This window comes from Haloterrigena sp. KLK7 (assembly GCF_037914945.1).
In the GTDB taxonomy this organism is placed as follows: domain Archaea; phylum Halobacteriota; class Halobacteria; order Halobacteriales; family Natrialbaceae; genus Haloterrigena; species Haloterrigena salinisoli.
In genome coordinates, this window is the sequence record NZ_CP149787.1 from 958,916 (window position 1) to 980,054 (window position 21,139).

General features: G+C 68.2%; 22 protein-coding genes. 14 read left to right on the top strand and 8 right to left on the bottom strand.

Features of this window, described 5'->3' with window-relative positions:
- Positions 1-629: 629 nt before the first annotated feature.
- From icd to WD430_RS04735, 4 genes are all read left to right on the top strand, one after another.
- Positions 630-1,907: an isocitrate dehydrogenase (NADP(+)) gene (gene icd, locus WD430_RS04720; RefSeq protein ID WP_339104879.1), complete on the top strand. Its 1,278-nt coding sequence runs from the start codon at positions 630-632 to the stop codon at positions 1,905-1,907.
- A 377-nt stretch (positions 1,908-2,284) separates the two neighbouring features.
- Positions 2,285-2,800 (top strand): hypothetical protein, encoded by a 516-nt coding sequence (locus WD430_RS04725; RefSeq protein WP_339104880.1) that lies wholly within the window; start codon positions 2,285-2,287, stop codon positions 2,798-2,800.
- Positions 2,801-2,964: 164 nt separating this feature from the next.
- A complete protein-coding gene (locus WD430_RS04730; RefSeq protein WP_339104881.1) occupies positions 2,965-4,104 on the top strand; it encodes an alpha/beta fold hydrolase in 1,140 nt (379 codons plus the stop codon).
- Between the two features lie 73 nt (positions 4,105-4,177).
- The gene (locus WD430_RS04735; protein WP_339104882.1) at positions 4,178-4,609 is read left to right on the top strand and encodes a GNAT family N-acetyltransferase; all 432 of its coding nucleotides are present in this window, start codon (positions 4,178-4,180) and stop codon (positions 4,607-4,609) included.
- A 228-nt stretch (positions 4,610-4,837) separates the two neighbouring features.
- Here the strand turns inward: WD430_RS04735 and WD430_RS04740 are convergent, their stop codons facing one another.
- From WD430_RS04740 to WD430_RS04755, 4 genes are all read right to left on the bottom strand, one after another.
- Positions 4,838-5,503 carry an HD domain-containing protein gene (locus tag WD430_RS04740; protein WP_339104883.1) on the bottom strand — a complete coding sequence of 222 codons (666 nt, stop codon included), beginning with the start codon at positions 5,501-5,503 and terminating at the stop codon, positions 4,838-4,840.
- 76 nt (positions 5,504-5,579) lie between these two features.
- Positions 5,580-6,314: an SDR family oxidoreductase gene (locus WD430_RS04745; protein ID WP_339104884.1), complete on the bottom strand. Its 735-nt coding sequence runs from the start codon at positions 6,312-6,314 to the stop codon at positions 5,580-5,582.
- A gap of 75 nt (positions 6,315-6,389) precedes the next feature.
- On the bottom strand, positions 6,390-7,763 hold the full coding sequence (locus WD430_RS04750) for a divalent metal cation transporter (RefSeq protein ID WP_339104885.1): 1,374 nt from the start codon (positions 7,761-7,763) through the stop codon (positions 6,390-6,392).
- A 90-nt stretch (positions 7,764-7,853) separates the two neighbouring features.
- The gene (locus WD430_RS04755) at positions 7,854-8,195 is read right to left on the bottom strand and encodes a cupin domain-containing protein (RefSeq protein WP_339105793.1); all 342 of its coding nucleotides are present in this window, start codon (positions 8,193-8,195) and stop codon (positions 7,854-7,856) included.
- A gap of 214 nt (positions 8,196-8,409) precedes the next feature.
- Here WD430_RS04755 and WD430_RS04760 point away from each other — a divergent pair, with 214 nt between their 5' ends.
- Entirely contained in the window at positions 8,410-8,934 is a 525-nt protein-coding gene (locus WD430_RS04760; protein ID WP_339104886.1) for a DUF5817 domain-containing protein, read from the top strand.
- Positions 8,935-9,017: 83 nt separating this feature from the next.
- On the top strand, positions 9,018-9,392 hold the full coding sequence (locus WD430_RS04765; RefSeq protein ID WP_339104887.1) for a hypothetical protein: 375 nt from the start codon (positions 9,018-9,020) through the stop codon (positions 9,390-9,392).
- Between the two features lie 27 nt (positions 9,393-9,419).
- Here WD430_RS04765 and WD430_RS04770 read toward each other — a convergent pair whose 3' ends face one another.
- The 3 genes from WD430_RS04770 to WD430_RS04780 form a co-directional block, all read right to left on the bottom strand.
- Positions 9,420-9,644 (bottom strand): hypothetical protein, encoded by a 225-nt coding sequence (locus WD430_RS04770; protein ID WP_339104888.1) that lies wholly within the window; start codon positions 9,642-9,644, stop codon positions 9,420-9,422.
- A 74-nt stretch (positions 9,645-9,718) separates the two neighbouring features.
- On the bottom strand, positions 9,719-10,969 hold the full coding sequence (gene hmgA / locus WD430_RS04775; RefSeq protein WP_339104889.1) for a hydroxymethylglutaryl-CoA reductase (NADPH): 1,251 nt from the start codon (positions 10,967-10,969) through the stop codon (positions 9,719-9,721).
- Positions 10,970-11,026: 57 nt separating this feature from the next.
- Positions 11,027-11,422: a hypothetical protein gene (locus WD430_RS04780; RefSeq protein WP_339104890.1), complete on the bottom strand. Its 396-nt coding sequence runs from the start codon at positions 11,420-11,422 to the stop codon at positions 11,027-11,029.
- Between the two features lie 359 nt (positions 11,423-11,781).
- Between WD430_RS04780 and WD430_RS04785 the strand changes: the two genes are divergently transcribed.
- The 7 genes from WD430_RS04785 (at position 11,782) to WD430_RS04815 (ending at position 18,328) form a co-directional block, all read left to right on the top strand.
- Positions 11,782-13,380 (top strand): amidohydrolase, encoded by a 1,599-nt coding sequence (locus WD430_RS04785; RefSeq protein ID WP_339104891.1) that lies wholly within the window; start codon positions 11,782-11,784, stop codon positions 13,378-13,380.
- A gap of 116 nt (positions 13,381-13,496) precedes the next feature.
- Positions 13,497-14,336 carry an ABC transporter ATP-binding protein gene (locus WD430_RS04790; protein ID WP_339104892.1) on the top strand — a complete coding sequence of 280 codons (840 nt, stop codon included), beginning with the start codon at positions 13,497-13,499 and terminating at the stop codon, positions 14,334-14,336.
- Positions 14,333-15,556, top strand: coding sequence for an ABC transporter permease (locus WD430_RS04795; RefSeq protein ID WP_339104893.1), 1,224 nt, complete (start codon positions 14,333-14,335; stop codon positions 15,554-15,556). The genes WD430_RS04790 and WD430_RS04795 overlap by 4 nt, the downstream gene beginning before the upstream one ends.
- An 84-nt stretch (positions 15,557-15,640) precedes the next feature.
- Positions 15,641-16,300 (top strand): helix-turn-helix domain-containing protein, encoded by a 660-nt coding sequence (locus tag WD430_RS04800; protein WP_339104894.1) that lies wholly within the window; start codon positions 15,641-15,643, stop codon positions 16,298-16,300.
- Between the two features lie 62 nt (positions 16,301-16,362).
- Entirely contained in the window at positions 16,363-16,704 is a 342-nt protein-coding gene (locus WD430_RS04805) for a HalOD1 output domain-containing protein (protein ID WP_339104895.1), read from the top strand.
- A 36-nt stretch (positions 16,705-16,740) separates the two neighbouring features.
- Positions 16,741-17,721: an LLM class flavin-dependent oxidoreductase gene (locus WD430_RS04810; RefSeq protein ID WP_339104896.1), complete on the top strand. Its 981-nt coding sequence runs from the start codon at positions 16,741-16,743 to the stop codon at positions 17,719-17,721.
- Between the two features lie 136 nt (positions 17,722-17,857).
- Complete coding sequence (locus WD430_RS04815; protein WP_339104897.1) at positions 17,858-18,328, top strand: DUF2267 domain-containing protein; 471 nt, start codon at positions 17,858-17,860, stop codon at positions 18,326-18,328.
- A 400-nt stretch (positions 18,329-18,728) separates the two neighbouring features.
- On the opposite strand, the gene gfo6 is transcribed toward WD430_RS04815, so the two are convergent.
- On the bottom strand, positions 18,729-19,799 hold the full coding sequence (gene gfo6 / locus WD430_RS04820; RefSeq protein WP_339104898.1) for a D-xylose 1-dehydrogenase Gfo6: 1,071 nt from the start codon (positions 19,797-19,799) through the stop codon (positions 18,729-18,731).
- A gap of 204 nt (positions 19,800-20,003) precedes the next feature.
- Between gfo6 and nadA the strand changes: the two genes are divergently transcribed.
- Positions 20,004-21,137 carry a quinolinate synthase NadA gene (gene nadA, locus WD430_RS04825; protein ID WP_339104899.1) on the top strand — a complete coding sequence of 378 codons (1,134 nt, stop codon included), beginning with the start codon at positions 20,004-20,006 and terminating at the stop codon, positions 21,135-21,137.
- The last annotated feature ends 2 nt before the right edge of the window (positions 21,138-21,139 follow it).

A 21,139-nucleotide genomic window follows, 5' to 3' on the forward strand; every position in this document is an offset into this window, starting at 1 on the left:
ACGTCCGACCACGGCAACGACGATGATAAAACTACTCGACGTCGATCGTCGAACTTTCGAGGCCGATCGCGGGCGGGCGGCCGATACCTGACCCGTCGACTCGCGGGAAGTCGGCCGTCGATCGCGGAAGAAATCACCGATAACATTAGTACGTTGCCAGAAACGGTCACCGGCGTTTTATCGCGCGCTCGCGTCGGTGTAGCCGGCGTGAGAGACGCCACTCCGAGCGAGTCGGTTCCGACGGTCAGCGCGCGACGTGAACCGTCCTCGAGTCGGCGGCGAATCGACCCGGCGGGTGGAACCGCCGACCTCGAGGGCGTTCACGGCCGATGTCTCCTCGCGTCTGTGAGCCGCGTCGACGCGCCGCGATCCATCGACCCGAGAGTTCCACGTTCGTCGATACCGATCTCCCCTGCCGTCGATACGAAGTTGTGATTTTTTCCGTCTGCGTACCCGTCATAAGACGAATGTTTATATGAAGCGCATATCTCCCTCCGGCAGAATTCAACGGCTGCAGTACCTCACGCGGCGGATGTCTCTCTCGTCCCCGTCGTGGATCGTTCAATTTTTGCCGGCCGTCGATGGAAATGGTAGGCCTTTTACCCCCATCGAGTAACCGTATAGACGAGATGAGCTACGACAAGATCGAGGTCCCCGAAGCGGGGGAGAAGATCACGCTGAAAGAGGGTTCCGAGGACGAGATCGAGGTGCCCGACAACCCGATCATCCCGATTATCCACGGCGACGGTATCGGGAAGGACGTCGGTCCCGCCGCACAGAAGGTCCTCGAGGCCGCCGCCGAGGCGACCGGTCGCGAGATCAGCTGGATGCGCGTCTACGCCGGCGAAAGCGCCCGCGAGAAGTACGGTGAGGACGTCAACCTGCCCGACGAGACCGTCGACGCGATCGAGGAACACCGCGTCGCCATCAAGGGCCCGCTGACGACCCCCGTCGGCGCCGGCTTCCGGTCGCTGAACGTCGCGCTGCGACAGACGCTGGACCTCTACGCCAACGTCCGTCCGACCTACTACCTCGACGGCGTCCCGTCGCCGATGAAGGCGCCCGAGGAGATGGACATGGTGACCTTCCGGGAGAACACCGAGGACGTCTACGCCGGCATCGAGTGGGAAGCCGGAACCGACGAGGTCGAGCAGGTCCGGGAGTTCGTCGAGGACGAGATGGGCTTCGACGAGACGATGCACGACGGTCCCATCGGTATCGGCCTCAAGCCGATCACCGAGAAGGGGTCGAAGCGACTCGTCCGCGAGGCCATCGACTACGCCCTCGAGCACGACCGCGACAAGGTCACGCTCGTCCACAAGGGCAACATCATGAAGTTCACCGAGGGGCAGTTCGGCGACTGGGGCATGGAGGTCGCCGACGAGGAGTACCCCGACGAGGAGGTCTTCGCCGCGCCCGACTCGCTGTGGGAGACCCAGGACGAGGTCGACATCCCGGAGGACGCCGTCATGGTCGAGGAGCGCCTCGCCGACGCGATGCTCCAGTGGATGCAGCTGCGCACCGACGAGTTCGACGTGCTCGCGATGCCCAACCTCAACGGTGACTACCTCTCCGACGCCGCCGGCGCCCAGATCGGCGGCCTCGGCATCGCGCCCGGCGGCAACTTCGGCAAGGGCCGCATGCTCGCGGAACCCGTCCACGGCTCCGCGCCCAAGCGCGCCGGCCAGGACATGGCCAACCCGACCGCGATGATCCTCTCCGGCCGACTCATGTTCGACTACCTCGGCTGGGACGACGCCGCCGACCTGATCCGCGACGCCGTCGAGGAGACCATCTCCTCGGGCAAGGTCACCTACGACTTAGAGCGCCAGCTCGAGGACGCCGAGAAGCTCGGTACCAGCGAGTACACCGACGAGATCGTCGACACCATCGAGAAGCTCTCGTAGAGACCTTCTCGTCCTCTCGCGGCGAAGCCGCGAGAATATCGAGCAGCTGTCGTAAGCCGGCGTTTCGGGCCGTCGGAAGCGTCGCGTTCTGACGCGCTCGGGAACCCGGCGGAGACGGTTTTTCGCACTCGCACGGGCTCTCCGTGCGACCATCGAGGCGCGTTCTCCGACCGCGTCTCACCCGCAGTTTCGCGTTCGCAGTTTCTCTCTCCCTCTTTGTCGATATCGTCGATCGCCGCGCGCTCGAGACCGTCGAGGAACGGAGCCGGGAGCATCGCTGGTCCGATCGACGAACCCGACAGTCACCGATGCCGCGAGGAGCGACGGTATCGATCGCGATCAGTAGCTTTTCGGGGCGGTGTCAACGCGTGTTACCCATGAATCCGACCCTCGAGCCCGAACCCCTCTGCGAGCGCGACGACGTCGACGTACAGACCGAGACGCGGACGCTCACCCGGACGGAGTTCGAGACCGCCCGCGACCTCGAGAACCACCTGACGATCGGCGTCGCGAACGACGCGGGCGAGGTGCTGCTGGTCACCGACGGCGTCCGCGGCTGGACGCTGCCCGGCGCGCCGGTCGATCCGGACGGCGACTGGGACGGCATCGCCCGCCGCGCCCTCGAGTCGCTGACCGGGGTCGACGCCGACATCGCCGAGCCGGTGCGCGTCCGGCGGGTCGAGTTCCGGCGGGAGGGCGACGCGGGCCGCCAGCGGACGACCTACGACGTGCTCGTCCGGACGGCGTCGGTTCCCGGCCGGCCCATCGCCGACGAGCCGACGGTGGCCGGCGAGGACGTCACGGACCTCATCTGGCTCGACCGCGTCCCCGAGGACGCGTCCGACGCGATCGCGGCCGATATTCGATCGATCCTCGAGCGGGCGGCGGAGTGACGGTTCGGCGCGGAGACGTCGGCAGGAGTACCGGTCGTCGCGCGGTTTCGACCGGAGACGCCGAGACAATTCACCGCCGGTTATCGTCCTACATCCCTAAATTCGCGTTCTCGTAACCATCAACTAACCTTATTCGCCGCCGCAGAAGATTAGTAGATTGACACATGACAGACGATCGCGATCCATCGGCGACGCCCAGACGAGCGTTTCTCGCGGGAACCGTCGGAACGGGGCTGATCGGGACCACCGCGGCCGCGGTCGGAGACGAGAACGGCCGTGGGAAAGGCGAAGGGAAACGAAACCGGGGCGGGCGGAAGGGACGAGCGGACGGCTCCGAGACGGGGCCGCCGACCGCCCACGATCTGACGATGGACGACGGCCACCGACTTCGGGTCTGGGAGCGGACGACCGCCGCCGACCCCGCCGAGGCCGTCATCTTCGTCCACGGGATGACCTACGGCGCGCTATCGATGTTCGAACCGCCCGTCGCCGAGGGCTTCGGCTGGCTCCCGTACGCCGCGACCCAGGGGCAGGCGACGTTCGCCCCCGATATGCGCGGCTACGGCGACACCGAACTCCCGCCCGAGTACGACGAACCGCCGGAAGCGAACGGGCCGCCGCTGTCGTTCGAACGCGAGGCGCTCGATATCCTCGAGTTGACCCGCTGGCTCCGGGAGGACCGCGGCTTCGATCGCATCCACTACGTCGGCCTCTCCGGCGGGACCTGGCGCGGTCGCGCGGTGTACGAACTCGGCGACCCCGACTACGCGACGGTCACGCTCGCCGGCGGCTCGTTCGACACCCTCGAGGTCGGCGCCGATCCCGAGGGTCCCGCGTACCTGACTCAGGAGCGGTCGGAATTCATCGACCGGTGGAACGCGGAACTCCCCGAGGGTGCCGACCGCGACTACTGGATCGGCGGCGAGGAGTACACCGCCGACGAGGTCCAAGCCGCGGTCTGGGAGGCGATCTACGAGACGAATCAGGCGATCGGCGACGGCGAGGCGTCGGAGACGCCTCGAGAGGGCGGTGAAACCGCCGACGAGGAGACGATCATCGCCCCGCTCGTGGTGCAGGAAAGCGAGTACCACCCGCGGCAGATCGACGATCCGACGCTCGTGATCCGCGCCTCGAGCGACGGGATCATCTCCCGGGCGGGCGCGCTGAACCTGTACGACGCCGTCGGTGCGATCGATCACCGGAAACGGTACGTCGAGATCGGCGGCGGGACGCACTTCGTCTTCCTCGAGCGCAAGCGCCGGGAACTCTTCGACGCCGTGAGACGGTTCCAGACCAGATACTGAGGCGGCGCCGCGGATCGGGACGGAAGCCGGTCCGCCGTAACGTTCTCGTCGCGGCCGTGCGTACTCGCGGCCGATGGTCGAGGTACGCGTCGCCGACACGGAGCGAGCGCGCGAGGACGCCTTCGCCGTCAGGCGAACGGTGTTCGTCGAGGAGCAGGGCGTCGACGAGGAACTCGAGTACGACGAGCACGACGCGACGGCGACCCACTTCGCGGCCTACGACGGCGACGAGCCGGTCGGCGCCGCCCGCCTGCGAGCGTACGAGGACGGCGTCGGCAAGGTCGAGCGCGTCGCGGTGCTCGAGTCGCACCGCGAGGCGGGCGTCGGTCGCGCGGTGATGGCCGCTCTCGAGGAGCAGGCACAGCGGGAAGGACTCGAGTCCCTCAAACTGCACGCGCAGACTCGCGCCGCCGGGTTCTATCGCAGTCTGGGCTACGAACGGTACGGCGAGGAGTTCGAGGAGGCCGGGATTCCACACGTGGCAATGCGGAAATCGCTCGAGTGAGTCGTTCGACGCGTCGCTCAGGTTGGACCAAGCAGTTGACCCGAGCAATAGCGACGGAATACGAATCGTTTCGAGTTGAAAGTCGACGTGTGGTGGCGCGCGCTGTCGAGTGACCGAGCGGGAGCGAGGCTACTCGACGCTGGGGAGGGCGTGGCAGCTCCCTGTCGCCACGATAGCAGAGCGGTTCGTTCGACTCCGATCCGCCTCGAGTAGACCGTTCGAACCGAGTTATCGCTCTCCCTCGACCCCGAGTTCGTCGGCGAATCGGGCGAAAAACGACTCCGTGAACTCCCATCGGGACGCCCCGAGGCGACGGGCGGGGTCCGTATACAACTCGTCCAGCCGCTCTCGCGCCCACTCGCGGAGGAGCGCGACGTCCGGACCGTCCGCCGTCGCCGCTCGCTGCACCGACGAGTCGTCGATCACCGCGTATTTCTCGCCCGTGCGACCCGAGCGTTCGCCGACGATACAGGCCAGACGGACGATGCCGACCGCGCCGGCCGCGTCCAACTTGTCCGCGTCGAAGAGCAACTTCGCCTCGAGCGTCTCGGGCTCCGGAGAGCTAGACCGAATACTGTGCGCCCGAACGCAGTGTTCGATCGCAGCGATTCGGTCGGCAGACACCTCTTCGCCTGCGAGAAGCGCTGCCGCTTCGCCCGCACCCCATTCGTCGTGGTCCTCGATCTCCCCCGTTCGCTCCGCGGGACGACCGATGTCGTGTAACCACGCGGCCGCAGCCAGCACGTCTCGATCGACGGTTCCCTCGCACTCGTTCGCTAATCGGAGTGCCACATCGCGGACGCGATTGGCGTGGAAACTGTCGTGTGCGGGGAGGGCGACTTCGTAATACGGAATCGATACCTCTCGAGCGAGCCCGTCTAATTCCAGACTCATCCAGCGGAAAGAAACCGGCCATCGATATAGGAGTTGTGGGACGGCCGACAGGACCCGGACGTGAGACTCGAATTCGCTATCCGAGCCGCTGCTCCCACTCCTCGGCGGGCATCGACTCGCCGCTGACGCCGTCGGGACCCTGCGCCGCGAGGAGCACGGCCGCGTCGTTCATCACGTCCGGATCGAGGATCTCCTCGCGCTCCTCGTCGGGGAGGTGCGCCCAGATATCGGTGTCGACCCGGCCGCCCGGATCGAGCGCGTTGGCGTTGACGCCGCGGTCCTCGCCCTCGAGCGCGATCGTCTGGGTCAGCCCCTCGAGACCCCACTTCGAACTGACGTAGGGGCCCGCGCCGGCGATGGCGTGCCGGCCGAGTCCCGAGGAGATGTTGATGACGTTGCCCTGCTCCTGTTCGTACATATGGGGCAGAACGGCGCGAGTGAAGAGGAAGACGCCCTTGAGGTTGACCTCGAGGACGGTGTCCCAGTCGTCCTCGCTGATCTCCTCGAGCGAGGTTCGCCCGTCGTACATCCCGAGCAGGCTGACGCCGGCGTTGTTGACCAGCGTGTCGACGCGGCCGAACTCCTCGATCGTGCGGTCGACGACCCGTTCGACGGCGGCGGCGTCCCGAACGTCCGCGGGGGCGACGAGCGACTCGCCGGGCAGATCGGTAGCGACCTCGTCCATCCGTTCCTCGTCGCGGGCGGTGAGCACGACGCGAGCGCCCTCGTCGGAAGCGCGTTCGACCATCGCGCGACCGAGGCCGCGGCTGGCGCCCGTGACGATGACGACGTCGTTCTGAAGGTCTCCCATGAGCGATCGGTCGGTTCCGATCGGCTTGAAGATTGGTCCGCGAGGCGATCGCGCTGCGAGTGGTCCGCGAGACGATCACGCCGCGAGCCGATCGCGACCGTATTTGCCGGCGAGGCCGACGATCGCCAGCGCCATCGCGGCGGCGAAGACGACGACGAAGGCCGAGGCCGGTTCGGTAATCGTCTCGAGTTCATCCTGAACGAACTCGCCCGCGAGGACGGCGGCGACGACGAACAGGGCGATCCCGCCGACGTTGGCGGGCAGCGAGTTCGTCTCGGGGACGACGTCGGGGTCGTTCAGGAGCACGAGGAGCACGGCGATGGCGAAGGGCGTCCCGACGAGCCCGAACGCCAGCGTGAGCACGAGCAACTGGAAGAACGTCCCGCCGAGGAACGCGCCGACGGCGGAGACGAGCGCGAAGCCGGCGATCGCGGCGCGGTAGCGGCCGTCGTCGGTGGAGCGCTCCCAGCCGAGTTTGTCGGCGAGCAGGTACGGCGGGACGATCGTGTTCCCGCCGAGGGTCGACACCGCGGCCCCGAGGAGGCCGGCGAGGAACACCCAGGTGGCGTACTCGCCGGCGACCGGGCCCAGCGTCTGTGCGGCGCCCACGCCGTCGATCGTCGCGGGGTCGACGCCGGCCGACGGGAGGACGCTCGCCGCGACGAGAAAGACCGCGAGGCTGAAGGCGCCGAACGCGAGGAGCATCGAACTCGCGACGTCGACGAGTGCGGTGTCCGCGTCGCGGACGGTCCAGCCGCGGGCGCGCATCGTGTAGCTCTGCATCGTCAGCAGCGTGATGTGGACCGCGCCGCCGAGGATGCCCGCGGCGACGAGCGCGCCGTCGACGCCCGCGGGCATCGCGGGGACCAGTCCGCCCGCCGCCGCGGCGGGATCGATCGGTGCGACGAACGCAGCCGCGAGGAACGCGACGACGACGATCGAGACGAGCACCTTGGCCCCGGCCTCCGCGAAGCGGTAGCCGCCGCCCGCGAGTCCCAGCGCGAGGAGGAGGGCCCACGCGATCCCCCAGAAGCGCGGATCGGTCAGCGCGGCGACGCCGACGCCCGCTTCGGCGGCCATCGTCGCGCTGACCGACGCGAGCGTCTTCATGATCACGATCTGGGCTAACCCCGCGGCGAGCACGGCGTCGACCACGAGCACCCACGCCCAGAACGAGCCGAGGTGTCGTTCGGCGACCGAGACGATCCCCGCCTCGGTGAGCAGCCCCAACCGCATCGCGAGATACTGACCGACGGTGCCGAGGACCGCCGAGAGGACGACGACCCACAGCAGCGCGTACTCGAAGCTCGCCCCCGCGACCAGCAGGCTGCCCATCGTCGCGGGCCCCGCCGCGATCGCGCCGGCGAGCCACGTCGGCCCCAACCGCTCGAGGTGCGTTCCGATGCGTCCGATTCCTCGGGAGTTCGATGACTGCGACTCGGTTGCCATCGACTGTCCTTGCGAGTTCGAGCGTATAACTCCGTGGTATTCGTAAGTGTATCGGCGGTGAGAGACGACGCTCGCGGGAGCGATCGGCGATTACTCCGACTGCCAGCTCGGATTCTCCCGCGGCGGGCTGAAGATGTCGACGCCGCGGACCGTCTCGTCGCCGCGGTTCTCGGCCGCGTGGGGCTGGTCGCCCGGGATCGCGTAGGAGTCACCGGGTCCGCAGATGATCTCCTCGCCGTCGGTGAGGAACGTCAGTTCGCCCTGCGTGATGTAGCCCGTCTGGTCGTGGGGGTGGCTGTGCTCGTCGACGGTCGCGCCGGGTTCGATCTCGAAGTGCTGGACGTTCATCGAGTCGGTACCGGCCATCAGCGCCAGGTGGACGCCGTCGGCCGCCTCCGACGGATCGCAGTCGTCGATCGAAACGCGTTCCATACGAAGGGCACCGGTGACGATCCACATAGGTCCGCCGGTCCCGGCGATCGGCCGTTGATCGCCGACTGCCGACCGTCGGCCGAGATCGCGGACTCGAGGCGCCGCTCGCCCGTCGGTTCGGCCCGTCGACTCGAGCCGGTCGCGGACCGCCTCGTCGTTCCACTTCCGCCGCGCTTGCCGAACCTTGAACTGCCGGGCGCACCCACTGCGAGCCATGTACGCCGTCGTCGGCTGTAGCGAGTGTTCGAACCTCTGGATCATCGAGGGTCGCTCCGAGACGACCCAGTGTCCCCGCTGTGGCGCGCGGAAGGCCTACGAGAAGCGCAAGAAGTTCGTCGAGACCGACGACGCGAGCCACGCTCGCGACGTCCGCGCGTCGATGCTCGCGAACCGACAGGGCGAGGGCGAGGCCTTCGCCGAACTGGACTCCTTCGACGCCTTAGAGGACGAGGTCGCCGACGGCGTCGTCGACGACGACGAGTACCTCGCGGAGTCCGGCCTCGACGTCGACGAGGTCTCCGCCGCCGGCGAGCGCGACCCGCGCGGGCCGACTCGCAGCGGCAGCAAGAAGGAGATCGTCGAACGCGCCCTCGAGGACCTCGAGCGGCCGACCGAGGACGAGATCGTCGACTACGCCGGCGAACGCGGCGTCTCCGCGGAGTACGTGCGGGACGCGCTCGAGAAACTCGTCGGCCGCGGCGAGGTGAGCGAGAGCCGCGGCCGGTATCGACGGCTGTAGCGGTCGCCCGAGCGGCGGGGACGCATCGACGAGCGACGTACTGGAACGGCAGGGCTTTGCACCGCGGACGGCAACTCGGTGTCATGGACGAGACGGTGGACGTACAGGAGCAGGCGATCGGTGCCGGATCGATAGCGGCGCTCGCGCTCGTCGCGTACGGACGGTTCATCGACGAGACGCTGTTGGGCGTCGACGCGACGACGCTGGGGCTGGTCGCCTTCGCTGCGACCTTCGCCGCCGTCGCCCTCCTCCACGGCGCGTACGGGCGCCGGGACTTCGCGGTCTCGCACGCGCTTTCGGCCGTCGGGCTGGGGCTGGTCGCGCTGGCCTCGAGCGTGCTCCCGATGCTCGTCGGCCTCGTTCTGCTCGTCGGCGCCGGCAGTTACACCGCGCGAACGACGATTCGCGCTCGGAACGAAGCGACGGAGGAGCGCGAGGCCGCGACCGAGAACGCGTAGTCGGATCTGCCTCCGAAATCGAAGCCGTCACTCGAACGGATCTGCGACGCCACACGCGGTACAGAAGTTGAGCTTCGACGGCTTCCCGACATCGTTCGAATCGACGGGGATGTGGGCCACGGACAAGTTCTCGGGATCCCGCGGGAGGTCCTGAAGGTGATGACAGTCGCGTTCCGCGTGGAAGAGCGGATTCTCCCTGTAGACGCAGAACCAGAAGCGCATCATCGGCACCGAGTCGGTCTCGTTGCTCATGACCATCGATTCTCGGTCGACTCGCTTATTCTTTATAGCGAGTCTCGACCGGTGACAGTGGCTCGAGAGTCAGTTCACCGCCCGAGATCCTCGTGAGCGCTCGCGAGGTGACGGGACGACAGCGCACCGAGCAGGGAGAGTTCGCCGGCCAGCGCGCCGACGGCGATGATCTCTGCTAAGGCGTCGGCGTTCGATCCCGGCGGGTCGCCCCCGCCCCGCAGCCCGAGGACCTCGAGCGCCTCGGCCTGCGTCGGCAGTTTCGTCCCGCCGCCGACGGTGCCGACCTCGAGTGAGGCGAGCGAGACGCTGGCGTAGAGGTCGGTGGTGCCGTCCTCGCGCTCGCGGGCGTCCATGGTGGTGATCGCGTTCGCGGCCTCGACGACCTGGGCCTCGTCCTGGCCGGTCGCGAGGAAGGCGGCGGCGACGACGTTGGCCGCGTGGGCGTTGAACCCAAGGCTGCCGGCCTTGGCGCTGCCGGTGAGATTCTTGCGGGTGTTGGCCTCGGCGATGGCCTCCGCGGTGGTGTGGAGTCGGTCCTCGACGAGTTCGCCGGGGATCACGGCGTCGGCCGTCACCGAGCGCCCGCGGCCCTCGACGGCGTTGATCGCGGCCGGTTTCTTGTCCGAGCAGAGGTTGCCCGAGAGCGCGACGAGATCGGCCGGGGTCTCGCGTTCGACGATCTCGCAGGCCTCGCCGGTCGCGATGGTGGCCATGTTCATCCCCATCGCGTCCTTCGTGTCGTAGGCGAAGCGCAGGTAGACGGAGTCGCCGACGACGTACGGTTCGACGTCGATCAGTTCGCCGTGGCTCGTCGTGGACTCGGCGGCTTCGGCCAGCGCTTCGGTGTTGTCGTCCACCCACTCGACGGTCTCGGCGGCCTCGGCGACGCCCGCGACCCGAAACACCGGCGCGCGGGTCATCCCGTTTTTCGTCACGCGGGCGTCCGCGCCGCCCGCGGAGCGGATCACGCCCAGCCCGCGGTTGACCGACGCCAGCAGGGCGCCCTCGGTCGTCGCCAGCGGCAGGTAGTAGTCGCCGGCGGCCGCGCCACCGTCGTTCGCTGCGGTCTCCTCGCCGTTGACGGGCACGGGGCCGACGACGCCCATCGGCACCTGCGCGGCGCCGATCATGTTCTCGATGTTCGGTTCCGCCGCCTCGGCGGGGAAGGCGTAGTCGCCGATCGCCTCGAGTTCCGTCCCCGTCTCGCGCTCGAGGAGCAGCCGGCGGGCTTCGGCCGCGGTGTCGTGGTCGGCGTGGTCCTCGAGTTCGTGCAGGCGCAACTCGCCCTCGCGTACTCGCTCGACGAGGTCCTCGGGGTCTGTCATGCGTTGCCCAAAACGGCGGTCGATCCTAAGGATTGCTGATTCCGCACGCGACGGCGATCACCCCTGCGAGAGGCTCCCCTCGCTCGAGCCGCGGTGCCACCGCAGCGCCTCGTAGCAGACGAGTCCGATGACCGCACACGAGCCGATGGTCGCGATCGCGAGGTAGCTGATTCCCGACGCGTCGTCGGCGAAGGCGAGCGCGAAGACCGCCGTCGCGACGGCGGCGAACTGGACGCGGCTCCGGGCCGGGTCGTGGTCCCTGGTCTCGTCGTCGGTCGCGGCGAGATAGAGCTGCGGCGCGGCCAGTGCGAGACCGGCGAAGACCAGGAACGACAGGACCGGGTACTCCCGCAGTCCGACCCCGAGCTGCGCCTCGACGACGATTGAAAGGGTAAGCACGAGAACCAGCGACAGGAGGGCGCCGAAGACGATGCGGCCGTCGCGATCGATCATTGTTATCGGGGGATCCACGAGCCGGTAGGTTAAGCTTGCGCCGGACTGCACGCTCGGTCGCTCAACGGGAGCGAGAGGAGCAGTGATCGATCGTGGCGACTGACTGGTCGAAATACCGAGATATCGGCTGACTGGACGAAATACGGCGGTGTCGGCAACCCGGGAACCCGTCGCGATATCGGCCGGCCGGTCGACGCTCCCGGGCGGGACTGAACGGGGCGACTCGCTGGGCGCCCGCGCCCAGCGAGTCGGGGCTTTCGGGTGGGACTGAGAGGGGCTGCCGCGCTCGAGCCGACGGATCGAGCGCGGCAGGGGCTTTCGCCCGAACCGTTTTGGCCCTCGCCGACACCCTCTCGAGCATGACCGAGGCCGCCGATCTCCTGTTGATCGACGGGGAGATCCACGCGCTGACCGACCCCGATATCGTCTACGAAGCGATGGCGATCCGCGACGGCGAGATCGTTCGACTCGGCGACACCTACGAGGTCGAGTTCCTCGAGGGCGTCGCGACCGACGTGGTCGACTGCGGCGGGCGAACCGTCCTGCCGGGCTTTATCGACGCCCACACGCACGTGGAGCAGCTGGGACAGCACCTCGTCCACGCCGACCTCTCAGATGCGACGAGCGTCGCGGACTGCCTCGAGACGCTGTCGGCCCACGCCGACGCCGAACCGGACCGCGAGTGGGTCCTCGGCTTCGGCTACGACGAGAGCGCGTGGGACGACTCGCGGACGCGACCGCTCACGCGCGAGGAACTCGACCGCGTCAGCGAGGACCGCCCGGTCGTCGCGATGCGCGTCGACCTGCACACCGCCTCGCTGAACTCGGTCGCCCTCGAGCGACTCGGGGACGACCTCCCCGCGTCCGATCTGCGGCGATCGGGCGGTGAGCCGACCGGCGTCGCCGTCGAGGACGCCGCCGAGGCCGTCCGCCGGGAGCTGACGGCCGACCGCGCGGAGATGCGCGAGGTGCTCGCGGCGGCAACCGAACGCGCGGTCGAGTTGGGTGTCACCGGCGTCCACGACAAGGTCCGCGGCTCGGTCGCGCCGCGAGTCTATCGCGACATGGCCGTCGACGGCGACCTCCCCCTGCGCGTTCGGATCGACTACTGGAGCGACCACCTCGAGGCGCTCGAGGAGGTCGGGCTGGCGACGAACGCGGGCGACGACCGCGTGCAGACGGGCGCGATCAAGTCCTTCTCCGACGGGAGCTTCGGGAGCCGAACGGCGCGACTCCGGGAGCCGTACGCGGACGCCAGTGCGGCCGGAGCGGACGCAGAACACGATGCGGACGAGGGGACCGACGACGACGACCGCGGCCAGTGGGTCGTCGACCCCGACGACCTCGCGGCGCTGGTCGAGCGCGCCGACAGTGCGGGCTATCAGGTCTGCGTCCACGCTATCGGCGACGCGGCCATCGAGGAGACGCTGTCGGCCCTCGAGTCGACGGCCGATCCCGGCGGCCGGCGCCACCGGATCGAACACGCGGAACTGGCGACCGACGACCAGTTCGAGCGCATGGCCGACGCCGGGGTCGTCGCGTCGATGCAGCCGAACTTCCACCGCTGGGCGGACGAGGGCGGCCTCTACGACCGGCGACTGGGACGCGAGCGGCGGAATCGGACCAACCGGTTCCGGCGGGCGCTCGAGGCCGGCGTCCCGCTCGCCTTCGGCTCGGACTGCATGCCGCTGGATCCCCTGCTCGGCGTCCACCACGCCGTCACCGCGCCGACCGAGGCCCAGCGACTGTCGGTCACCGACGCGCTGCGGGCCTACACGCGCGGCGCGGCGTACGCCGGCTTCGACGAGGACCGACTCGGGACCCTCGAGGTCGGCAAGAAGGCGGATCTGGTCGTCCTCGAGGAATCGCCGTGGGACCGCGCGGATCGAATCGACGAGATCGACGTCGCGATGACGATGGTCGACGGCGACGTCGTCTTCGACGGGGTCGGCGGCTGACGGCCCTCGAGGCGTCGTCTCGCGGCGGACCGTTCGCCTCGAGTGATAGACGGTCTGCCTGGCGGGAACTGTAACTGTTATTTGGCTAAGGGTTGGCCGGACTAGTGTGGGAGATAATGTCAACCGAACAACTACCAACGGCGACCGCAGTGGTCGTCGACGACGTCCGGCGGACGTACCGGCTCGGGGAACCGGTTCACGCGATCGACGGGATTTCGCTGACGCTGGGTGAGGGGTCGTTCACCGCGGTGATGGGACCGAGCGGGTCGGGGAAGAGCACGCTCATGAATTTGATCGGCTGTCTGGACACGCCGACCGAGGGGCGGATCGAGGTCGGCGGCGAGACGATCGGGGAGCTCTCGGACGCCGAACGGGCGCGGCTTCGCGGCACCGAGATCGGTTTCGTCTTCCAAACGTTCAACCTCATGCCGCGGCTGACCGCCGCCGAGAACGTCACGCTACCGATGGTGTTCCACGACGCGGTCGACGAGAGCCGGCGCGAGCGCGCCGAGGAATTGCTCGAGCGCGTGGGGCTGGGTGATCGGCTCGAGCATCGACCGACGGAGCTCTCGGGCGGCCAACGCCAGCGGGTCGCGCTCGCCCGGGCGCTCGCGAACGAGCCGACGCTGGTTCTGGCCGACGAGCCGACGGGGAACCTCGATACCGAGACCGGCGCGGGGATCATGTCGCTGTTGGCCGAACTCAACCGGGAGGGGACGACGGTACTACTGGTCACCCACGAGCGAGCGGTCGCCGAGCACGCCGACCACGTCGTCCACCTCGTCGACGGGCGGATCGAGGACGTCGAGCACCTCGCGGACGCTCGAGACGTGACGGGCGAGACCGTCGACGATCGAATCGGCGAGAGGCGACCGGATATCGGCGATTCGGGGTCCGAACCTCTCGGTCCGAGCGAAGCCGGCCTCGCCGACGAGGGGGTGCGCGAAGAGTCATGAACGTCCGCGAGAGCCTCCGAATCAGCTGGCGATCGATCCGCTCGCACAAACTGCGCTCGACGCTGACGACGATCGGCGTGATCATCGGTGTCGCGGCCGTGATCACGTTCGTCGTGCTCGGCGGCGGCTTCTCCGAGAGCGTGATCGGCGACGTCGAGGCCGAGCAGGAGCCCGTGATGACCGTCCAGACGCAGACGAACCCCGAGGCGGGGTACGGGATCATGACCGTCGACACGCCGATCTACACCGAGAGCGACGTCGCGGCCCTCGAGGATAGCGAGGGCGTCGAGTTCGTCGCCCCGCAGGGGACGGTCGACGTCGTCCAGACAGCGACCGACGACGAGCAGGTGACCGGCGTCGTCGACGCGCAGGCGACGACAGCGGATCGGTTCGAACACGCGACGTTCGTCGCGGGCGGCCCGTTCGACGGCGAGGGCGAAGTCGTCGTCAACGAGCAGACGGTCCAGCTGTTCGAGGGCGACGTCGCGGTCGGCGACGAACTGACGCTCACGTTCGAGGACGGCGAGACCGAGACCGTCACCGTCGCCGGGGTCGTCGAACCCGAGTTCGGCGACCAGACGCCGCCCCGGCTGTTCCTCTCGATCGACGCCTACTACACCACGACGGTCGAGACGCCGGCCGGCGAGGAAGAGCGGGCTTACCCGGGACTACTGGTCGGCGCCGAGAGCGTCGACGAGGTCGACTCGGCCAAGGCGTCGGTCGCCGACTACCTCGAAGAGGAATCACACGCGGCCGAGTTGAAACAGGACGATCACGAGATCGCGGTCCAGACCGTCGAGGACGCCATCGAGCAGTTCACCGACATCGTCGATCAGCTCACGCTGTTCATCGGCGCCGTCGCCGGGATCGCGCTCGTGGTCGGCTCGATCGGCATCGCTAACATCATGATCGTCAGCGTCACCGAACGGACCCGCCAGATCGGCATCATGAAGGCCGTCGGCGCGACGAAACGCGACGTCATGCAACTGTTTCTCGTCGAGTCGATGATCCTCGGCGTCATCGGTGCCGCCGTCGGCGTCATCGTCGGGATCGGGGTCGGCTATCTCGGCGTGTCGCTCCTCGAGTGGCCGATGGCGTACCCGATCGACTGGATCGCCGTCGCTATCGTCGTCGGTATCGGCGTCGGCGTCGTCTCGGGGCTCTACCCCGCGTGGCGCGGCGCCCGCGTGGACCCGATCGAGGCACTGCGCCACGAGTGAGTCGGTCCGTGGCGAGTTTCGTCACGGATTCTCCCGGCGGCTCGAGTTCCAAGGTTCATGTGAGTGGATAGCAAACGGTTCCGCATGAGCGAGGCGCGGGTCATCGCCGAGATCACGCTCGTCCATCCCGAGCTGGTGCTCACCCCGACGATTCGGGCGCTTCCCGAGATGACCACCGAACTCGAGTACCAGACGATCGCCGGGCCGGGGGAGTACTACCTCTTCTTCGAGACCTACGGCGGCGATTTCGACGCGTTCGACCGCGTCGTCGCCGACGATCCCACGGTCTCGGAGCCGACGGTCGTCATCGACGGGGGCGAGTTCCGCGTCTACCGGATGCGACTGACCTCGGCGGAGCGGCTGGTGTTGCCCCGCGCCGCCGAACTGGGGATGCGGGTCCTCCACGCTACGAGCGGTCGCGGCGGCTGGATCGCGACCCTCGAGGTGCCCGAACTCGGCCGGTTACAGGAGTTCCGCGACCACTGTCGGAGCAAGGACGTCGCCTTCACCGTCGACCGGCTCTACCACGCCGAGGACGGCGACCGGAGCCCGGGACAGGGCTACGGTCTGACCCCCGTCCAGCGGGAGACGCTCGTCACCGCCTACGAACGCGGCTACTTCGAGGATCCGCGGGACTCCTCGGTCGAAGACCTCGCGGACGCGCTCGAGGTCTCCTCGTCGGCCGTCAGCGGTCGCCTCCGCCGCGGGCTGAAGGCGCTGATCGAGAACTCGCTCGTCCGATGAGCTTATAAAACCGGGCATATACCGTCCGCTCCTTCAACGTGTTTGCGGACGTATTCAGTGCAATGAACGGCCTTCTCTCCGAACACGAGTGTCCGCCCGTCCACTGCGCCCATTTCGACCCGACCGTCTCCGGCCAGCTCTCGAGTGCGATCGTCAGCGCGGTCACGACCGTCACGGACCGTTCGCCGATGGCGATCGACCCGCTGTGGGAGACGATCGATCCGGAGGCGCTCGAACGACTGCTCGACCACGCGGCCACGCAGGGCGAGGGGACGTCGTTCGGCCTCGAGTTCAGCGTCGCCGGTCTCGACCTGGTCGTCACCGACGCCGGGGAGATCGTGGTGTACGACTGCGCGAGCGAGCGCGAGTCCGCGGACGGTCTCGAGTTCACGTTCGAACGGTAGCCCGATTTTTTCTCGCTGGCTCCCGTCGTCGGGAGCATGGACGTCGGACTCATGGTAACGTCGTTCGGTGACCTCGATCTCGCGGACATCGCGGTCCGCGCGGAACAACTGTCCTACGACGCCGTCTGGGTCGGCGAGCTCTGGGGCGAGAGCGGCGTCGTCCAGCTGACCGAGATGGCCTGTCGGACCGACGAGATCGGCCTCGGGAGCGCGATCCTGAACGTCTACTCGCGGTCGCCGGCCGTGCTCGCGATGACCGCCGCATCGTTGCAGCGAGCGTCGGACGGTCGCTTCACGCTCGGCGTCGGGACCAGCACGCCGAAAGCCGTCGAGGACCTCCACGGGATGGCGTTCGATCGGCCCGTCCGGCGGGCCCACGAGGCGATCGAACTCGTCCGCGCGTACACCGCCGGCGACGGCCGCGTCGACTACGACGGCGAGGTGCTCGCGGCCGCCGACTTCCCGTCGCTCGAGGCCCCGGTGCCGATCTACCACGCCGGTCTCGGGCCGGCGAACCGGCGGGTCGTCGGCCGGCTCTGCGACGGCTGGATCCCCCACAACATCCCGTTCGCGCACCTCGAGGAGGCCTTCGAGGAAGTCGCGGACGCGGCCCGCGAGCGCGACCGCGATCCGAGCGAGATCACCGTCGCGCCCTACGTCCCGTCGGCGGTCAGCGAGGATCCCGACGAGGCCCGGGAGACGCTGCGCCGGCACGTCGCCTACTACGTCGGCAGCGGCGAAGGATACCGCCGTGCGGTGGCGACGGCGTACCCCGAGCGCGCGGACCGAATCGCCGACGCCTGGCGCGGCGGGAACAAACGCGAGGCCGCCGAGGCGGTGACCGACGCGATGCTGGCGGACCTCGGCGTCGCCGGCACGCCGGACGACGCGCGCGAGCAGCTTCGGACGCTCGTCGCCGAGACGGGGATCGACCACCCCATCGTCGTCGTTCCGGAACCGGCCTCGAGGGACGTCGTCGAGACGACGATCGACGAACTCGCACCCGACCGGCTCTGAGCGGGTCGGCTCGAGCGGCGCCGATCGCCCGCCTCGAGGCGATCGAGAACCGTTTCTCAGGCCATGCCAATCCCGGGATGACGTTTTTCGACAGTTCTCTCCACAGTACCGGGCGAGGGCTCCCCTCTGATTCCCGATGTCCCAGAAGAAGACCAACTACACGGACTTCGTCGGCGAGGTACAGCATCGCATCGAAGCCGGGACCCAGGCCGAGGCCGTCCGGACGGTGCGGGCCGTCCTCGAGACGATCGGCGAGCGCGTCGACGAGGGCGGCGCGACGGACATCGCCAGCCCGCTGCCCATGGAGATCGACCGCTATCTGCTGGGGGTCGACCACGGACAGGGGTACGACTTCGACGAGTTCGTCGGACGGGTCCACGAGCGGCTGAACTACGACGACCTCGATCTCGACACCGGCTACGGGAAGCCCGCGGAAATCGACGAGAGCGAGGCAGTGTTCCGGATCAAGGCGGTCACCGCCTTGCTCGCCGAGACGGTGCCCGGCGGCGAGCTCGCGAACGTCGAGGCACAGTTCCCCGACGAGTTCGACGAGCTGTTCGAGCTGGTCGACGCCGAGTCGACGCCGTGGGAGGAAGCGTCCTCCTGACGGGCCGAGGATCGTTTTCTCCTCGAGGTACAGTCGTTCCCAAACGTACCTCCGTGGGAATCACTGATTGGCTGCGACCGCGGTGGCGCGCGCTGTCGGCGAGGCGCGACCGCGGAGAGCGCCTCGAGAGCGAACGGAGAGCGAAGCGAGCCGTGAGCGAGGCCGGCCGAACGTCGTGAGGACGGCCGACAACGCCGCGCGAGGGATGAGCGAGTGAGCAATGCGAACGAGCGAATCGGCTGGGGAGGGGGTGGTACTCCCCGTTGCCAGCGCGAGCACCAGAGACTGTGTGTTACCGCGACGTTTCATCGGCCCGTTTCCGCCCGCGCTGATACGCCGGCCCACATCGAATCTCGAGGTCCAGCCGGCGAACCGTCACTCAAGAGCTACCCGACGCCCGTCACTCGAGCCCCACTCGACACCCGGTCTCGGCGGACTCGTAGGCGGCCTCGATCGCCTCGAGATCCACGAGTCCGTCCTCGCCGTCGGGCTCCGGCGCCGTCCCGGTGAGCACGCAGTAGCCGAAGTAGTCGAACTCCTCGCGGACCTCGTCGACCGGCGGGCCCGTGTACTCCATGCGGACGTCGCCGCTCTCGACGACCATCTCCTGGGGGACGACGCCGCCGAACGGCGACTCGACGTGGATCTTCCCCTCGGTGCCGACCAGCTCGAGCTGGCTGCTGGCGTGGGCGTCGAAGCTGGCCGTACACGAGGCCGTCGCGCCCGACTCGAACTCGAGCTGGAAGGCGACGTGTTCGTCGACCGCGTCGAAGGGCGCGCCGCTCGAGTGGGTGGTGGCGTAGACGCCCGTGGGATCGGCCTCGAGGACGAACCGGATCGTGTTGAGCGGATAGACGCCCAGATCGACCAGTGCGCCGCCGCCCGCGAGGTCTGGATCGAGGCGCCACGTGTCGGGACCGGCGTCCTCGAGCAGCGGGTGCGAGAAGCCCCCGTGAACTTGAACAATGTCGCCGATGACGCCGCTGCGGACGAGTTCCCGCGCCCGTCGAACCGTCGGTTCGGTCTGCAGCCGATAGGCCGTCATCAGCGTCACGTCGGCCGCCTCGCAGGCGTCGACGATGCCGAGAGCGCGCTCGCGAGTCGTCTCGAGGGGCTTCTCGCAGATGACGTGTTTGCCGCGCTCCGCGGCGGCGACGGTGTACTCGCCGTGAGTGGCGTTGGGCGTCGCGACGTAGACCGCGTCGTAGGAGTCCGCGTGGTCGCCGGCCAGAAACGCGTCGTAGCCGAGGACGTGGGGAACGTCGAACGACTCGGCGACGGCCCGCGTGCGATCTGACGAGCCGGTGACCAGCGCCGTCGTCTCGCAGTACCGACCCGCCGCGATCGCCGGGAGCGCGCGATTCCGGGCGAAGCCGCCGACGCCGACGACGGCGAGTCGAACCGTTTCGTCGGGCGATTCGTCCTCCCAGTCCCGCCGGGTGAAGTGCGTGAAGACTTCCTCGAGCGCCATATCCGCTCTAGGGACGCGAGCGGAAAGGAGCCACTGCACGGAGAGGTGACTGTCAGCGAGAACGACCTATAGACCAGGCTGAACCACGGGCAATCAGTTTTCGTCCGTCATATCCATCGATGGTATTCCGCCGGTGTGCAGTATCGAAGGAAAAACTTCTTCAACGGAGCGGTGTGACGTGGAGTTACCCACAGGTGACGTGAAATGGTCAAAATGGAAACGGCGGAGCTGGAGACCGATTTGAGTCTGTTCAAATACGATAATCTCGAACAACTACCGCCTCGATACCGTGATCTCGAAGAAGACGAGCGCACGAAGCGCATCGAGGCGGCGCTCGAGGAACTCGGCGACGACGTCGTGATCCTCGGGCACAACTATCAGCGCCGGGAGATCGTCGAGCACGCCGACTTCATCGGCGACTCCTACCAGCTCTCGAAGGAAGCCGCGAACGCGGACGCCGAGTACGTGATTTTCGGTGGCGTGACGTTCATGGCCGAGAGCGCGGACATCATCACCGACGACGACCAGACGGTGATCCTCCCCAGTATGGAGGCCTCGTGTCCGATGGCCGGGATGGCCGAGGCCCTGCAGGTCGACAGCGCGTGGGCCGAGATCACCGACGCGGCGCCCGACGCCGACATCGTCCCGATCACGTACATGAACTCCTACGCGGACCTAAAGGCCTTCTGTGCGAGTCAGGGCGGGCTGGTCTGTACCTCATCCAACGCCCACAAGGCCTTCGAGTACGCCTTCGAGCGGGGCGACAAGGTCCTCTTCCTCCCCGACAAGCACCTCGGAGAGAACACGGCCCACCGGCTGGACATGGAAGACGAGATCGCCGAGTGGGACCCGTGGGACCCCGAGGGCAAGGACGCCGAAGAGGTCGCCGAGAGCGATATCATCCTCTGGGACGGCTACTGCCAGGTCCACGAGCGGTTCCGCGAGGACCACATCGCCGAGATCCGCGAGGAACACCCCGAGGCCAACGTGGTCGTCCACCCCGAGTGTCGCCGCGAGGTCGTCGAGGCCGCCGACGTCGTCGGCTCGACGAGCACGATCTGCGAGACGGTCGCGAACGCCGACCCCGGCGAGACCTGGGCCATCGGCACCGAGATCCACCTGACCAACCACCTCCAGCGCTGGCACCCGGAGGTGAACGTCCTGCCGCTCTGCGGCGACGCCTGCATGGACTGCAACGCCATGCGCCAGATCGATCCGAACTATCTGACCTGGGTCCTCGAGGAGCTCGTCGCGGGCCGCGAACGCAACGTCATCGAGGTCGCCCCCGAGGAGAAGGAACTCGCGGGCGTCGCGCTCGACCGCATGCTCGAGATCTGAAC